Genomic DNA, 16,814 nt, shown 5'->3' with positions numbered 1-16,814 from the left:
TAAATTTCTTGGACATGTTTATTAATATCTCTTGTAGACATACCTAATCCATACATAGAAATAACTTTTTCTTCTAGGTTAGAAATATCCCGCGAATATTTTGGAACGATTTTAGGTTCAAATTCACTATTTCTGTCGCGTGGGATATCAAGTTCTATTTCTCCAAAAGAAGATTTAACTTTCTTTTTAGAATATCCATTTCTAGAGTTCTCACAATCTTCTTTTTTACTATATTTTTCATATCCTAACTGAGTATCTAATTCTGCTTCAAGTGATTCTTGGATAAATTCTTTCATTAGATCTTTAAGAGCTTCTTGAATATCAGTAGCAGACTTAAAATTTCCTTTTTTAACAATTTCTTTAATAAGTTCTTTAGGTAATAAAGACATAAAAAAACCTCCCTTGATATTAATTAAATTATACTTATAATTCATCAATAATCAAGAGAGATTTTTATTTACACAAAATTTTTTATACTATCATCCTGTCTTTTTTATTATACACCTTTTTCAATCAATTCTAAAGCGAACTTAAGAACATTTTCACCTTTCATCAAACCATAATCTGTAGTATTGATAACTTCTAAAGGTTTATTTGCTTTATGAGCAATAGGTTGAAGTTGATTTTTTTTGAATCTAACCTGTGGTCCTAATAGAAATACATCATACTCATCAATATGAGAATCAAAACGATCTAAACTAACTGCTTTTATCTCAACCTCTATTCCATTTTTAGTAGCAGCATCTTTCATTTTGTTAACTAGGATACTAGTTGACATTCCAGCAGCACAAAGTAATAGTATTTTTTTCATTATTTTACCTCCCAGTTTAAGTGATGAAATTGTGGTAAATATTTCCAGTTTTGTTTAATTATCTCATCTAAAATATGTTTAGCAACAGCTCCACTTGTAACTAAAGGATTGATAGTTAGAGCTTGTAAAGCTTTTCCATAATCTCCATTTACACCAGCCATTATTGTCAATTCTTCAAAGTTTTTCATAAGTTGTAGGATTCCTCTAACCTCTATTGGCATCTCCTCTTGAGGAAGTGGAACTAACTTATCTCTATAAATTTTACAACTTACTTCAACTGAAACATTGTCAGGTAAGCATTTGATAGTTCCGTTGTTTTTAGTTGAAACAACCATTGTAGTACCAGCATCATTATAGATAGAACAGATAAGTTCACAAGCTGCATCTGAATAGTATTGTCCACCTCTTTGTTCCAATTGCTTAGGTTTTACATTTAGGTTAGGATCTTTATATAGTTCAAATAGCTCTTTCTCAACTTGTTTAACCTGTTCTCCTCTTGTTCCCTTTCCAGCTCTAAAAGAAGTTAATTCACTATTTAACATCTCATCACTCAAATAATAGTATCTATGATATGGACAAGGCATCATTCCTGTATCTAAAATCTGCTCTTTAATCCAAGGAGTACTATTTTTTAAGTTTGCAGGTAGATTTTCATTACCAGATAGGATCTTTTCCAAAACCTCTCTAGTTTTATCTACTCCCTTATGCTTGATAGTTCTTGCCCAAACAAAGTGGTTAAGTCCACCAAAAGTGATCTCTACATCTTTCTCATCAGCTTCTAAAACCTCAATAACAGATTTTTTCATACCAATTGGAACATTACATAGACCAGCCACTTTTATATTAGGATATTGCTTTAAAACAGTTTCTGTAATCATTCCACTTGGGTTAGTGAAGTTTACAAGCCAAGCATTAGGACAAAGTTCAGTCATATCTTTACAAATATCTAGTATAACAGGTATTGTTCTCATAGCCTTAGCAAATCCACCAGCACCATTTGTCTCCTGTCCTAACATTCCAAAAGTTAAAGGAATCTTTTCATCTCTTATTCTAGCCTCTAGAAGTCCCACACGGAACTGAGTTGTAACAAAGTCAGCTCCTACAAGAGCTTCTCTTCTGTTTAAAGTTAAGAACAGTTTCATTTTATCTTTTAAACCAGCTTTATCAATCATTCTCTGAGCTAGAGCTCCAACGATCTCAAGCTTTTCTCTACCCTCTTCAATATCAACAAGCCATAACTCAGATACTGGTAATTTTTCATATCTTTTTATAAATCCCTCTATTATTTCAGGAGTGTATGAAGAACCACCACCAATAGTAACAATTTTTAATTTTTTATCCATAACTATACCTCCTTACAGTTACCTAAGTAATCAATTAAGTCAAAATTTTCTTTTATATAGATTAAAAGTGTAGAATCTTTTAAAATATTTAACTCATCTTCACGTTTTGTATTGTATGAGCTAGTTTTTAAAAGAGCGTGGTCAATATACCCAGGATGACACATCAATTCAGTAATCTCACAACTACTATTTTTTAATGTGTTTAGAAGTTTTTCCAATTCAACTCCACCATCATAAAAATCTTCAATTAAATTGCATTGAGTTCTGATCTTTAAATTGTACTCTTTACTAAGTCTAAGAACAGCTTTTTCAGCATTATTACTCTTTATATGAATATGGTGGTGAGAGTCCATATGAGTAGGTTTTTCACCAACTAATTCAATAAATTTTTCAAGCTGTAACTTTGCTTCTCTATAAAAATCTTCCTCAGTTCCACTATCTTTTAGCAGAGAGTATTTTAACAGATTTCCATTTTCATCAGTAAGTGATGAGATTCCAGAAAGAGCTTTTCCCTTATCAAAAGTTAGATGTATTCCAAGTCCAAGATTTTTATACTGTTTTTTTAAATTTATAGCATGCTTAGCAAAGGGTTGATTTATCATAAGTGTTGTGGATGTCAAAATACCATAGGTATATGCTTCAATTATACCATAGTTTACCCCTGGTGTAAGCCCAAAATCATCAGCATTAACAATTAATTTTTTTCTCATTCTTCTACCTCACTTTGAAAATTTTCAATATCCTCTAATTCAGCTTTTTTATCAAGCATCTTAACAAAAGGAAGATATATAATTAAACCTACAATTATATTTAAAATCTGAACTATTGAACCACTTATATGTCCACCAGAAGTAAGGAAGCCACTGATTACTACAGGCATAGTCCAAGGTACAGGAATAGCTGCTGGTGCGACTAAACCAAATGAGATAAGAAAATAATCTAGTAGTGTTAACACAATTGGAGTTGTGATAAAAGGAAGTATTAAAATTGGATTTAATACCACTGGAGAACCGAAGATAACCGGTTCGTTGATATTGAATATAGAAGCTCCAATAGCTAGTTTACCAATCTCTTTATACTGTTTAGCTTTTGAATAGAAAAGATAACAAAGAACTAAACAGAAAGTTGTACCACTTCCACCTATGAAAACATAGATATTTAAAAACTCATCAGATATTATATGAGGAATTGGATTTCCATTTTGAAAAGCTAGTCTATTAGCATCTCTAATAACTGTAAACATAGGTCCAAAAACTATACCAGAGATACTTCCACCATGTATTCCAAAAGACCAGAATATAGAGTTAATAAGTACACAGATGATTCCACCAAATAGAGTTGCAGAGAAACCTGTTAAAGGATCTGAGATCAATTTTACAACAAGCTTATGAACATCACTATAACTAGTAGCTTCTACTCCAATTTTTACCAGCCAAAACAGAACTATGATAACAAATGCTGGTATCAGAGCAGAGAAAGATTTTGCAACAGCAGGAGGACAGCTTTCAGGCATCTTAATTATATAATTTTTCTTGATAAACCAACTATATATTTCAGTAGAGATAAGAGCACAGATTATAGCAACAAATAATCCCTTTCCTCCAAGATAAGCAATTGCATATCCAGAAGTGCTACTCTCTCCAACCAATATTTTATTAGGTGTAACCAATAGAAACATAGCTAAAGATATAGCAGAAGCAGATAGAGAATCTACTTTATTCTTCTTAGCAAGGTGGTATGCAATACCAATTGAAGCAAAAATAGAAACAATATCAAAAGTAACAGAAACAGGATATAAAAATTTCTCAAGCCAAAGTTCCCCAAAGATACTTATCATAAATTCATTGTATCCAGGAATTGGTAGAAAACCAAAAACTAGAAAGAATGATCCTACAATAACTAGAGGTAATGAAACTAGTAATCCATCTTTAATAGATTGTAGATGTTTTTGTTCTGCTAATTTTGTAGCAACAGGAAGAAAATAGTTGTTCATGGTATTTTCAAATTTTTCCATCATATTCATTTCAATCACTCCATTATTTATTTTATTTGTGCTATAATTATATTAGTTATTTTAAAATAGTGCAAGTATTGAAAAAAATATATAATTTTCGTCTTTTATACTTGAAATAATACTATATTTTTAGTATTATTATTTTATAAAATAATAAAAATAGTTCTAAAATATAGTAAAAAAAATAAAATATGGAGAAAGATACAATGAAAAAAAATTTTAAAATTGAATTTTCGTCTTTTATGACAAAAAAAGAGCGAGAGATTTTAAAACAAGTTCTAGATAATTACCTATTTAATAAGGAGTTAAACTTTAATATAGTCAACTTAGATATTCCTAAAATGAAAAATGATGAGGTAAATTTTTTTGAGAGATTTGCAAAAAAAGGATTTTGGTTGATTGAAGGTGAGGAAAGGAGCTATATCAACTATTTTTCCTCTATCAATATAAAAAAGGAGCAGATAAGATTTCAGTTAAATGGATTATTTATCAAGTTGATAGAGGAGAGAAAGCTAGTAAATAGCTACTCACTATATAATTTTTTATTCCTGAAACATAAGTTATCTGTGGATTTTTTCTTTATGTATATGATTGAAAATCTACAAAAAAGTGTAATAGAGATCCCCTTACCAGAATTAAAATTTCAATTGAAAGTTGAAAATTATACGAGAATGTATGACTTAGATCGCTATGTATTACAGCTAATAGAGGAGGATATAAATAAAAATACACAGTTTACTCTCAGTTGTGAGAAGATTAAAGTTTCAGGAAGGGTTGAGAAGATCAGATTTTATATAAAAAGTAAAGAGGATATTGAGGCGAAGGCCAATATTAAGATGCTTTTATTCCTATTTAAGAGATATATAAGAGATCAGAAAAGATTTGTATTTTTGATTGAGGAACAATTAAAGGTAAAAAGTTATTCTAAGATAAAAAAGATGATAGTTACAGCAATAAATTTACTCCCTAAATTTAACTATAGTTTTGAGGATAGCTTAGCATTTTTAATAGAAAATGGTTATGTTAGTGAGTATATCTTAGTTAAGAGAAATAAGTACAGATATGAGAGTAACTATGATATTTTGAAGTATATTTTCAAAGATATTCAGTTCTATCTTAAAGATGATGATGAAATTTTTACTCATATCTTTTCTGATAAATTGATTAAGAAGGTATATAATATTGTTGAAGATGTAAAATGTACAGTAAAAACAGAGAGAAGTAAGTTGGAAATCTGGTATAGTAAAGATATGTTCTATATGGATATCTACTCTAAAAAAGAGATTTTTAAAATTGAGAATCAATAAAAAAAGAGAGCGATTTTATTCGCTCTCAAATTTTATATTACTCCATTTCAGCTGAGTTACTTTCGTTTCCAGCAGTAGGATCATTATACATAGTCATATCTATTTGTCCTAAGCTCTTATCTACCATTAATGCATTTGTTACAGAACCGATAACGTTAAGCATAGTTCTAGGCATATCTATGATAGGGTCTATAGCTAGTATAGGGTTGATCATAGGGAATAGAGCAGCTAATCCAGTTCCTGATAATCCAACAGAAGCAGCCATTGTAGCAGTTCCAGGTATTCCAGCAATTCCTAATGAACTGATAGCAACAACTATAACAGCCATAGCAAATAGAGTCATATCAACAGAGTTACCACTCATATGAGTTACGAAAACTATAGTTAAAGCAGGGAATACTCCAGCACAACCTTGCATTCCAGCAGTAGTACCAAAACTTCCTACGAAACTTGCAGTAGACTCACTAACACCAAGTTTGTTTGTTAAAGTAGCTATTGTTACTGGTAAACATCCAACACTTGATCTTGAAGTAAATGCAAGAATTAATAGTGATGTACATTTTTTTACATAAGTAAGTGGGTTCATTCCAAAAAGAGATACAGCGATCATTTGGATTACAAACATAATTGCTACAGCTAAGTAAAGAACAATTATGAATTTTCCAACTTCAGCTATTGCACTGATACCTTTTTGAGCTATTGTGTTAGCAAGTAGAGGAATTACAGCAGCTGGCATCCATTTGATAATACTCATAGCCATAGAAACTATAATCTTTTGTAAAGCATTTATTAAATCGAAGAAAGGCTTTACAATTGCCATATATTTTTTAGACATTCTCTTAGCAGCAACTCCAACGATAGCTGAGAAGATAACAAGTCCAACGATATTTAAGCTAACCATAGCCTCAACTGGGTTTGAAGGAATAAGTGCTTTTAATGTATCAACAATATTCTTAACTTCTCTAATTTTGTTAGTTCCCTCAGCTAATACAGCTCCACTTTCAACATGTCCAACGTTGAATAGTATTCCAAGTCCAAGTCCAACAGCAACAGAGATAGCAACCATAGCTAAAGTTATAACAAGAGTTCTCTTTACTAGATCTCCTAAGTTAGCATCCTCTTTCATGTTGATTATAACGTGAATGATAGATACCATAACTAAAGGGATAACAAGCATTCTGATTAAAGATATGAATCCTCCACCAAGAAGACTAAACCATAGAGTAGACTCTCTAACAAAAGTAAGTTCCATAGGGTTACTAGGGAATCCAGCAGTTACTTGTATAGCAAGTCCTAAAAGTAAACCAACAAAAGTTGCAACCATTACCTTAGCAGAGAAGTTAAACTTCTGTTTAGGTAATCTGTTAACGATTGTAATAAGTAAAAATAAAATAGCTAAGAAAATGATAGTTTTGAAATCACTGATCATTAAAAATTGTTGAAAAAATACATTATTCATTCTTTCTTTCCTCTCCTTTATATTAATAAAAAAATTATTTTGCTACGTTTCCTGCAACGTTCATAACGTCCCAAGTTCTTGCGAATGGTGGTGCATAACAGAAATCCATCATTCCGATCTCATCTACAGTAAGTCCAGAATAGATAGCAGTTGCTAAAGCATCAACTCTTAAAACAGCACCTTTTTTACCAGCTATTTGAGCTCCTAAAAGTACTCTTGTATCAGCATTGTATATTAATTTTACAAATATATCCTCTCTTCCTGGATAGTAATTTGTTTGGTTTTTATCTTTTACAAATACAGTTTTGTAGTTAATACCTAATTTGATAGCTTCATTTTCAGTAAGTCCAGTTCTACCAGCTTCAACTTCTAAAACTTTGATAGCTGCTGAACCTAAAGTTCCTTTGAAAGGAGTATTTTTACCAGCTAGGTTTTCTCCAACAACTCTTCCTATTTTGTTAGCAGTAGTAGCTAGAGGAATGTATACATTCTCTTTTCTAATCATATGGTAAACTGTAGCACAATCTCCAGCTGAGTAGATAGAATCTATACTAGTTTTTCCAAACTCGTCAATAACTAATGCTCCATTAGGTAACATCTCAATTCCAGTATCTTTTAGGAAAGCAGTATTAGGTCTAACTCCAGTAGCTATAACTACTAAATCAGCACTGTACTCTCCTTTGTTAGTTTTTATACCAACAACTTTTCCATCTTTTTCAATTATCTCTTGAACAGCCTCTTCAAGGTGTAGCTCTACACCTTCGTGAGCTCTGATCTCCTCTTCCATAACATCAGTTATCTCTTTATCAAAACTTTCAAGTAAAACTCTATCTCCTAATTGGATAAGTCTTACATTTCTTTTTCCTAAGTGTTTAGCAGCTTCAACAACTTCAATACCAATGTATCCAGCTCCTACAACAATAATCTCTTGGTGTTCATCTTTCATCATTTCTTCTTTTAAGATTAATCCATCTGTATAATCTTTTAAAGTGTATACACCTTTAGCAGAAAGATTTTTTATAGGTGGCATTATAGCATGAGCTCCTGTTGCTACCATTAATTTATCATAGCTATCATTGAAAACTTCATTAGTAACTAGATTTTTAATAGTGATCTCTTTTTTCTCAACATCAATACCTATAACTTCGTGTTTGATTTTGATGTTCATACCAGCTTCGATAAACTTTTCAACTGGTCTAGCAATCATATTATTAGGATCTTCATAGAAGTTTCCTACATAATAAGGAAGTCCACAAGCTCCCCAAGAAACAATTTCAGTTTTTTCATAAATGACAATCTCAGCATTTTTGTCTATTCTGCTAGCTTTAGCTGCTGCTGACATTCCTGCTGCAACTCCACCAATGATGATTATTTTCATAAATACCCTCCTGATATATTTAAATTTAAAATAAAATATATTGTAATTTTTAAAGTAGAACTGTATAAATAATAAGCAAAAAATATGCCAATATATTAAATTTTATATTATTTTATAAAATATTTCATAAAATCTAAAAAAAATAAAATGTAGTTCTTTTTTAAAACAAATAGATTTGTTTTAAAAAGAAAGGGTTAAAGATTAAAAAAGTTTATTTTTCAAAATGATAATTTTTTTCAAAATGATAATTTTCAAATTGAAAAAAACATTGATAAAACTAATCTATAATCACATTTATATAAATATTTCTTAGTTTTATAAAATATACAATTTTAATATAGTATATCATATAAACCTATTAAAATCTAGGATAATATTTCTTTACAAATAGGTAAAATTGAGGGTAAAATATAGGGTATAATTAAGCCTTTTGAAAGGGGGATAGTGTTAGAGGGAATATGTTAGAATATAGAGGAAAAATTCCATTTTTATTGAATGAATATGATCAAAATATAGTTTACCTGTGTTCATCAAATAGAAATATAGAGGACTATTACTATGTGTTGAAAGATATATACAGGGGAAATGTAATAAAATTAGAGAGTAGTTTGTATTCAGAGGAGTTGGAAAAGGATAATTATGATCTTTTAGAGATATTGAACTTAAAAGAGAGATATATAATTTTAATCTCTTTGGAAGCTTATTTGAGAGACTATTTTATAGAGGGGAAAAAATATAGATTTAAAGTTGGAGAGAGTCTGGATATAAAGAGGTTATTGAGTGAGTTGGAGAGTAACCACTATGAAAAAAGCTATCTAGTAGAGGAAAGAAATCAATATAGTATGAGAGGGGATATAATAGATATATTTCCTAAAGATAGTGATAATCCGTTGAGAATAGAGCTTGGTTTTGATGATGAGATAGAGAGATTGACATATTTTGATATTGAGAGTCAGAAGAGCATAGAGAAAAAAGATGATCTTTATATGTATATAAACAGTAATAAAGAGAAGAAAACAGATTTTTTAGATCTGATTAAATCGCAAGAGAATACTAAATTTTTTGTAGAGAATACAGAATTATTGAGATATAAATTGAGTGAGATAATTGAAGAAAAAAATTTGGAAGAGATTCCTATTCTAGAAAAATATGAAAATCTACTTAAACTGTCTGAACATATAGAGATAAAGAAATTTACCAATGGAGAGTTAAGAGAGTTTGAAAATCAAGAGTATGTTAAAAATCTAGGAAAATCTGAAAATTTAAAAATAAAAATAGTATCTGAAGAGGAAAAGAGATATAGGGAGATATTTTTAGGAGAGAACTTTAGTTTTGAGAAATACCCATTGTTTGAGGGGTATCAAGAGGGAGATACAATAGTTCTTACAGATAGAGAGTTAAAGGGAATTAGAGTAAAAAGAGATAGAAAAGATAAGGAAATGTTGAGATATAAGACTCCTCTTGAGATCGAAGAGGGAGACTATATCATACATGAACTCTATGGAGTTGGTCTCTATTTAGGGATTGAAGTGATAGACGGAAATGATTATCTGAAAATAAAGTATGCTGATGAGGATAAACTCTTTGTTCCAGTTGAAAGTATTGGAAGGATAGGAAAGTATGTTTCAGTTTCTGGAGAGATTCCAGAGATATTCAAGTTGGGAAGAAAAGGTTTTAGAAAGAAATATAAAAAAATATCAGAGGAACTAATAGTTTTTGCAAGAGAGATCGTAGAGATACAAGCTCAAAGAGATTTGAAAGCAGGCTACTCTTTTGCACCAGATACAATTTGGCAAGAGGAGTTTGAAGAGAGTTTTCCATATAGAGAGACAGAGTCTCAAATGAAGGCTATAGAAGATGTAAAAAGGGATATGGAATCAACTAGGATAATGGATAGAATAGTGTGTGGAGATGTTGGGTTTGGAAAGACAGAGGTAGCAATAAGAGCAGCTTTTAAGTGTGCTATGGAGGGAAAACAAGTGGGGTTAATGGTACCAACAACTGTATTAGCTCAACAGCACTATGAGAGATTTAGTGAAAGAATGAAAAATTACCCTGTAACTATTGAATTATTAAGTAGATTATCAACATCTAAAGAGCAGAGACAAACATTAAAAAACATTAAGAGTGGAGCAGTTGATATAATCATAGGAACGCATAGACTTTTATCAAAAGATGTAAAATTTAGAGATTTGGGCTTAATAATAATAGATGAAGAGCAAAAATTTGGAGTTAAAGCTAAAGAGAAGCTAAAAAAAGTAAGATATAGTGTGGATATGCTCACTTTAACAGCTACTCCAATCCCAAGAACATTAAACCTATCTCTGTTGGGAATAAGAGATCTTTCAGTAATAGATACTCCTCCAGTGGGAAGAAAACCTATAGTAACTAATTTTATAGAGGGTTCAACTGCCAATATAAAAGATATTATAATGAAGGAGATAGCAAGAGAGGGACAGGTATTCTATATCTATAACTTTGTAAAAGGAATAGAGAAGAAGGCTGAAGAGCTGAGCAAGATACTACCAGATTATTTAAAAATAGGTTATGTCCATGGACAGATGTTACCTAAAGAGATAAAAGATAAGATCAAAGATTTTGAAAATGGAGAGCTAGATATATTACTAGCAACTACAATAATAGAAAATGGAATTGATATTGAGAATGCCAATACAATGATAATTGATAGAATGGATAAATTGGGATTATCTCAAATATATCAGTTGAGAGGAAGAATTGGAAGAGGAAATAGACAGGGTTATTGTTATATTTTAACTAAGGAATATGTAGGAAAGAAAGCTAAAGAGAGAGAGGAATCCATAAAAAATCTAGAGGAGATAGGTGGAGGAGGACTACAGCTCTCAATGGAAGATATGAAGATAAGAGGGGCAGGAGAGATATTAGGAGAGAAGCAACATGGAGCTTTGGAAACTTTTGGCTACACTCTATATATGAAGATGTTACAAGATGAGATTGCTAAGATAAAGGGAGAGTTTGAAGATGGGCTTGATGATATTGAGATTAAAGTTAATTATCCAGCCTTTATTCCAAATGAGTATATAGATAAGAACGAGAAAGTTAGAGTTTATAGAAGAATTTCAGAGAGTAGGAATATAAGTGAATTAAAAATTTTAGCTGAGGAGCTAGAGGATAGATTTGGAAAGATGCCAGTTGAAGCACAGGGATTGTTTAAGTATCTAGCTTTAAAATTAAGAGCTAGAAAATTAGGAATAAAATATGCTAGAGAGATAAAGGGAAAAAATCAATGTGAGATAAGATTCTATAATGAGAGAGTTAAATTTGAAGTTTTGTTAAACTTGATACAAAAGAGAGTTGTAGAGTATAAAAAAACTACAGAAACATTGGATTATAATGGAAGTATTGAAGAGTTTATAAATATTTATGAAGGAGCAGGAGATGAAAATGAAAGAGTTTGAAAGACTTGTTCAAATAATTAAAGTATTGAGAGGGGAAAATGGTTGCCCTTGGGATCGAGAACAAACTTTAGAAAGTTTAAAACCATGTTTAAGAGAGGAAGTAGCAGAACTTTTAGAGGCTATGGAAGGAGATGTAGAGGAGCATAAAGGTGAATTGGGAGATGTCTTAATGAATCTAGTATTCCAAGCTGATATCTGTGAAGATGAGGGTAAATTCAATATTGAAGATGTGGCTTATGAGATAAATGAAAAATTAATAAGAAGACACCCCCATGTATTTAAGAAGAGAGATGAGGGGATAACAACTGATGAAGTTTTGGTAAATTGGGATGAGATAAAGAAAACTGAGAAGTTACATGAGAATAGAAAATCAGCTCTTGACGGTGTGCCTAAGTATTTACCAGCACTATCTAAGGCACAAAAAATTCAGAAAAAAGCTAGTAAAGTTGGATTTGATTGGGAAAATATAGATCAAGTTATAGAGAAGTTATATGAAGAGATAGATGAGTTAAAAGTTGAGATCTCAAAAAAAGATAGAAAGAATATTGAGGAAGAGTTGGGAGATGTACTATTTTCAGTAGTAAATATTGCTAGATTTTTAGATATTGATGCCACAGAAGCTCTAGAAAAAACAATCAAGAAATTTGATAGAAGATTTAGATATGTAGAGGAGAAGTGTGATGTTAAGAAAGCTAAGCTAGATGAGCTAGAAAATTTTTGGAATGAAGCAAAAAAAGAGATTGACTTATAAAAAAAATGTAGTATATATAGTATAAAGAGGAGTGAGTATGAGATTAGATAAATTTTTAAAGGTTAGTAGAATAATAAAGAGAAGACCTATAGCTAAGATAGTTGTAGATGGTGGAAAAGCAAAATTGAATGGAAAGGTTGCTAAGGCTAGTACTGAGGTAAAAGTCGGACAGATATTGGAACTGGAGTATTTTAACAAATATTTTAAATTTGAGATATTGGAAGTTCCTACTGGAAATGTGGCCAAGGAGAGAACATCAGAGCTTATTAATGTATTAGAAAGTAGAGGAATTACTGTGGATATAGATGGTGAGGAGGATATTTTTTAATGGTTTTTTCTTTAGAATCGAATGCTAAGATAAATGTAGGACTTAATGTAACTGGGGTTTTACCAAATGGGTATCATCTTTTAGATATGGTTATGTTACCAATCTCTTTATCAGATAGATTGAGTGGAGAGATATTTGATGAGGTAGGAGAGTTAACGATTACTACAAACAAAGAGGATATTCCAACAGATGAGAGAAATATTCTTTGGAAGGTTTATGATAGATTTTATAGAGAGAGTGGTTTAGATAGAAGAAAGATAAGTGTACATTTAGAGAAGTGTATTCCCCACGAAGCTGGATTGGGAGGAGGAAGTTCTAATGGAGCTTTTTTCTTAAAAGAGTTGAATCGTTATCACAACAATTTTTTTCCAGTACCGAAACTATTGGAGATAGGAAAGAGTATAGGTGCTGATATCCCTTTCTTTATAATAAATAGAGCTAGTAGAGTGAGAGGAATAGGAGAAGACATTCAGGAGATTGAGAATAATCTCACTGACGATATAATTATTATTAAACCAAATTTTGGAGTTTCAACAGCTAAGGCTTATAAAAATATGTATATGCTCAATAATAAAAAAGATGCAAACATAGATAATATAATAACAGGACTTAGAAATAATGATATCTCACTGGTAGAAAAAAGTATTGAAAATCATTTAGAGCAGGGGTTATTGCTTGAAGATGAAAATATAATAGAGTTTAGAAAAAAAGTTATGGGAATTCCTAATATGAAGTTTTTTATGTCAGGAAGTGGAAGTGCATATTATGTGTTTACCAAAAATGGAAAACAGATGGTAGAATTTATAAAGGGGCAATTACAACACTGTGAAGTACATCTTTGCAGAAGTTTATAAAGATTACATAAAAAAGGGAAGGTGCATGAAACTATGAAGATTACAGACGTAAGATTAAGAGCAGTAAAGGGAGAAAATGAGTTAAAGTTAAAAGCTTATGCAGATGTAACTTTTGACGAGTGTTTTGTCATTCACGGGTTAAAAATTATTGATGGACAAAAGGGAATGTTTGTAGCTATGCCGTCTAGAAAGATGCCAGATGGGGAGTATAAAGATATAGTTCACCCAATAACACCTGAGCTAAGAAAAGAGATAACTGACACTGTAATAGCTAAGTTTAATGAGGCAAAACCTGAAGAGATAACAGAGGAATAATAAAATATAGTATATAAAAAAGTTACTGTGATGTGTGTTAACACCATAGTAACTTTTTTTATCTTAAACTTTTATTTGTCTATAATGGTTAATAATCTATTTTTTAGAGCTTTGGATTTGGTAGGATTACCTTTGGCAGATATTCCAATCTGATACTCCTCAGTTTCTAAAATACTAGCAAAACGACAATTCATACTATCTTTTGAAGTAATGCTATTTACTAAGATATTTTTAGAGTTACAGAGTTCATAGATATACCTATTAAATTCTGGATTATCAGTTGCAGCTACAACTATGAATACATCATCAAGGAGAGTTTCATCAAACTCTCCTATTTTTATATCTATATTTTCAAGAGAGAGAAATCTCTCCTCTTTAATCTCTCTAGTAATAACTGAAACTCTAGCACCATATTCAATTAATGTCTCTACTTTTCTAATAGCTATTTTTCCAGCTCCAACCACTAGAGCTTTCTTTCCAGTAATATTGACAAAAAGGGGGAAAAATCTATTTTCCATTGTTTTCACCAATAGCTTTAAAAGCCATATCCATTACCTCAAGAGTTCTATCTAAGATATCTTGAGTATGTGCAAGTGAAACAAAGTGAGCTTCAAATTGAGAAGGTGGGCAGATAATTCCATTCTCTAGCATAGTATTAAAGTATGTAGCAAAATTTTCTGTATTAGAAGATAGTGCATCTTCTAAATTGTTAACCTCTTTTCTATCAGTAAAGAAAATTGTGAAAAGAGAACCAATAGAATTAATAACAATATTTACTCCATATTTTTTAGCAGAAGCTTTAGCTCCTTCAACTATATAATTAACTTTTTTCTCTAACTCTTTGTATAGAGATTCTCTATTTTCACTTAAATAAGTAAGCATCTCATAACCAGCTCTTACAGCTACTGGGTTACCAGATAGAGTACCAGCGTGATAAACTCTTCCCACTGGAGCAACTAGTTGCATAATTTCAGCTTTTCCACCAAATGCTCCCACAGGATATCCACCACCAATTATCTTACCAAGAGTAGTCATATCTGGAGTGATTCCAAAATACTCTTGAGCTCCACCTAAAGAAAGTCTGAATCCAGAGATAACCTCATCAAATATAAGAAGTGTTCCTGTTTGAGTACAAAGTTCTCTAACAGCTTTTAAAAACTCAATATTAGGATAGATAACCCCCATATTAGCAGGAACAGGCTCCATAATTAAGCAAGCTACATTTTTTTCATTTAAAACTTTTGTCAATGTTTCAAGATCTCCAAAAGGAACAGTGACAGTATCTTTTAACACACCCTCTGTGATTCCGTTACTATCTTGATAACCTTCAGTAAGTAATCCAGAACCAGATTTAACAAGTAGTGCGTCAGAGTGTCCATGGTAGCAACCTTCAAATTTTGCAATCTTATTTCTATTAGTGTAAGCTCTAGCAAGTCTGATAGCAGACATAGTAGCCTCTGTACCAGAAGTAGTAAGTCTTACCATCTCAATAGAGGGACAGCATTTAGTAATAAGTTCAGCTAATTCCACCTCTCTTTTTGTAGGTAGACCAAAAGAGCTTCCAAGCTCAATAGCCTCTCTTACCCCTTTGATTATTTGAGGGTGATTGTGTCCAAGGATTAATGGACCCCATGAACATATAAAATCAATATATTCATTTCCATCTTCGTCCCAAACTTTAGCACCTTCACCTTTACAAGCAAAGATAGGAGCCTCTCTGTTGACAGATTTAAAAGCTCTTACAGGGCTATTAACTCCACCAGGAATATATTTTTGTGCTTTTTTAAATATCTCTTTTGAAATTTCGTGATTCATTTTGTCCTCCCTAAAGTGTGATCTCTCCATTTTTAACCCATTGAGCGATCTCTTTTGCATGATAAGTGATGATTAAATTAACCCCAGCTCTCTTAAGAGCATACATATTTTCCATCACTATACCTTTTTCATTTATCCAACCATTCTTGGCAGCAGCTTTGACCATAGAGTACTCTCCACTTACATTATAAGCTACCAATGGAAGAGATAGATCTTTTAATGCATGTATTACATCAAGGTATGCAAGAGCAGGTTTTACCATTATGAAGTCAGCTCCCTCTTCAATATCTGATTCTACCTCTCTAAAATACTCTTTTGAACTTCTAAAATCCATTTGATAAGTTTTTCTATCTCCAAAACTTGGAGCAGAATCAGCAGCATCTCTGAAAGGTCCATAGTAGTTTGAAGCATATTTTACACTGTAAGCCATAATAGGTAGATAAGTGAATCCGTTCTCATCAAGTATAGTTCTCATAGCTTCAATTCTTCCGTCCATCATATCTGAAGGGGCTACAATATCAGCTCCAGCTTTTGCATGAGAAAGGGCGATCTGTGCTAAATATTTTAGAGTCTCATCATTGTTGACATCACAACCATTGAGGATACCACAATGTCCATGAGAAGTGTATTCACACATACAAACATCAGTTATAATTAGAAAATTAGGAAAATTTTTCTTAATGTGTCTAATACCTTGTTGAACTATTCCATCTTCAGCATAGGCTTGTGAACCAACTGGATCCTTCTCTTTAGGTATTCCAAAAAGTAAAAGTGCTTTAATTCCTAAATCTTTTAATTCTTGTAACTCCTCATCAATTCTATCCAAAGAGAATCTGTATTGTCCAGGCATTGAATCGATCTCAGCCTTTATATTCTCTCCCTCTTCAAGAAAAAGTGGGTATATTAGCTCATCTAAATGAAGATTTACATTTCTAACCATATCTCTTAAAGTTTTTGATCCTCTAAGTCTTCTTGTTCTTGTAAACATATCCTATCCTCCCA

Annotated in this window: 16 protein-coding genes; 6 read left to right on the top strand and 10 right to left on the bottom strand. The window is 31.5% G+C overall.

From position 1 onward, the window contains the following. The 5 genes from ABNK64_RS08535 to celB all read right to left on the bottom strand — a co-directional run. Positions 1-389, bottom strand: a 389-nt coding sequence (locus ABNK64_RS08535; RefSeq protein ID WP_349764127.1) for a transposase, incomplete at its 3' end; no start/stop codon positions are given. Between the two features lie 107 nt (positions 390-496). Next, on the bottom strand, positions 497-811 hold the full coding sequence (locus tag ABNK64_RS08530) for a PTS sugar transporter subunit IIB (protein WP_291255276.1): 315 nt from the start codon (positions 809-811) through the stop codon (positions 497-499). Further along, positions 811-2,154 carry a 6-phospho-beta-glucosidase gene (locus tag ABNK64_RS08525; RefSeq protein ID WP_291255275.1) on the bottom strand — a complete coding sequence of 448 codons (1,344 nt, stop codon included), beginning with the start codon at positions 2,152-2,154 and terminating at the stop codon, positions 811-813. The genes ABNK64_RS08530 and ABNK64_RS08525 overlap by 1 nt, the downstream gene beginning before the upstream one ends. A gap of 2 nt (positions 2,155-2,156) precedes the next feature. Then, positions 2,157-2,864 carry a carbohydrate deacetylase gene (locus ABNK64_RS08520; RefSeq protein WP_349764126.1) on the bottom strand — a complete coding sequence of 236 codons (708 nt, stop codon included), beginning with the start codon at positions 2,862-2,864 and terminating at the stop codon, positions 2,157-2,159. Beyond that, positions 2,861-4,177 carry a PTS cellobiose transporter subunit IIC gene (celB, locus tag ABNK64_RS08515; protein WP_349764125.1) on the bottom strand — a complete coding sequence of 439 codons (1,317 nt, stop codon included), beginning with the start codon at positions 4,175-4,177 and terminating at the stop codon, positions 2,861-2,863. The genes ABNK64_RS08520 and celB overlap by 4 nt, the downstream gene beginning before the upstream one ends. Positions 4,178-4,374: 197 nt before the next feature. On the opposite strand from celB, the gene ABNK64_RS08510 reads away from it, so the two are divergent. Continuing rightward, a complete protein-coding gene (locus ABNK64_RS08510) occupies positions 4,375-5,475 on the top strand; it encodes a replication initiation protein (protein ID WP_349764124.1) in 1,101 nt (366 codons plus the stop codon). Between the two features lie 37 nt (positions 5,476-5,512). On the opposite strand, the gene ABNK64_RS08505 is transcribed toward ABNK64_RS08510, so the two are convergent. Continuing rightward, positions 5,513-6,934: a cation:dicarboxylate symporter family transporter gene (locus ABNK64_RS08505; protein WP_349764123.1), complete on the bottom strand. Its 1,422-nt coding sequence runs from the start codon at positions 6,932-6,934 to the stop codon at positions 5,513-5,515. Positions 6,935-6,968: 34 nt separating this feature from the next. Beyond that, positions 6,969-8,312, bottom strand: coding sequence for a CoA-disulfide reductase (locus ABNK64_RS08500; protein WP_291255270.1), 1,344 nt, complete (start codon positions 8,310-8,312; stop codon positions 6,969-6,971). Between the two features lie 458 nt (positions 8,313-8,770). Between ABNK64_RS08500 and mfd the strand changes: the two genes are divergently transcribed. Genes mfd through spoVG form a run of 5 tightly spaced genes read left to right on the top strand, consistent with a single transcriptional unit; the run spans position 8,771 to position 13,997 of the window. Continuing rightward, positions 8,771-11,749, top strand: a complete 2,979-nt coding sequence (gene mfd / locus ABNK64_RS08495) for a transcription-repair coupling factor (protein WP_349764122.1) — start codon at positions 8,771-8,773, stop codon at positions 11,747-11,749. After that, positions 11,736-12,500 (top strand): nucleoside triphosphate pyrophosphohydrolase, encoded by a 765-nt coding sequence (mazG, locus tag ABNK64_RS08490; protein WP_349764121.1) that lies wholly within the window; start codon positions 11,736-11,738, stop codon positions 12,498-12,500. The genes mfd and mazG overlap by 14 nt, the downstream gene beginning before the upstream one ends. Before the next feature lie 37 nt (positions 12,501-12,537). Continuing rightward, positions 12,538-12,828 carry an RNA-binding S4 domain-containing protein gene (locus ABNK64_RS08485; RefSeq protein ID WP_005886217.1) on the top strand — a complete coding sequence of 97 codons (291 nt, stop codon included), beginning with the start codon at positions 12,538-12,540 and terminating at the stop codon, positions 12,826-12,828. Next, a complete protein-coding gene (ispE, locus tag ABNK64_RS08480; protein WP_349764120.1) occupies positions 12,828-13,682 on the top strand; it encodes a 4-(cytidine 5'-diphospho)-2-C-methyl-D-erythritol kinase in 855 nt (284 codons plus the stop codon). Before ABNK64_RS08485 ends, ispE begins: the two co-directional genes overlap by 1 nt. A 33-nt stretch (positions 13,683-13,715) precedes the next feature. Then, the gene (gene spoVG, locus ABNK64_RS08475; protein ID WP_291255266.1) at positions 13,716-13,997 is read left to right on the top strand and encodes a septation regulator SpoVG; all 282 of its coding nucleotides are present in this window, start codon (positions 13,716-13,718) and stop codon (positions 13,995-13,997) included. 71 nt (positions 13,998-14,068) lie between these two features. Here the strand turns inward: spoVG and ABNK64_RS08470 are convergent, their stop codons facing one another. The 3 genes from ABNK64_RS08470 to hemB are packed head-to-tail and all read right to left on the bottom strand — an operon-like array spanning position 14,069 to position 16,800. After that, the gene (locus ABNK64_RS08470; protein WP_349764119.1) at positions 14,069-14,515 is read right to left on the bottom strand and encodes a precorrin-2 dehydrogenase/sirohydrochlorin ferrochelatase family protein; all 447 of its coding nucleotides are present in this window, start codon (positions 14,513-14,515) and stop codon (positions 14,069-14,071) included. Beyond that, the gene (gene hemL / locus ABNK64_RS08465) at positions 14,505-15,812 is read right to left on the bottom strand and encodes a glutamate-1-semialdehyde 2,1-aminomutase (RefSeq protein WP_291255264.1); all 1,308 of its coding nucleotides are present in this window, start codon (positions 15,810-15,812) and stop codon (positions 14,505-14,507) included. Before hemL ends, ABNK64_RS08470 begins: the two co-directional genes overlap by 11 nt. A 10-nt stretch (positions 15,813-15,822) precedes the next feature. Next, on the bottom strand, positions 15,823-16,800 hold the full coding sequence (hemB, locus tag ABNK64_RS08460; protein WP_349764118.1) for a porphobilinogen synthase: 978 nt from the start codon (positions 16,798-16,800) through the stop codon (positions 15,823-15,825). Positions 16,801-16,814 lie beyond the last annotated feature (14 nt).

It is taken from the genome of Fusobacterium sp. SYSU M8D902, from assembly GCF_040199715.1.
GTDB lineage: Bacteria > Fusobacteriota > Fusobacteriia > Fusobacteriales > Fusobacteriaceae > Fusobacterium_A.
The sequence above is the reverse complement of the archived record's forward strand: the minus strand, read 5'-3'. Positions and strand labels throughout refer to the sequence as shown.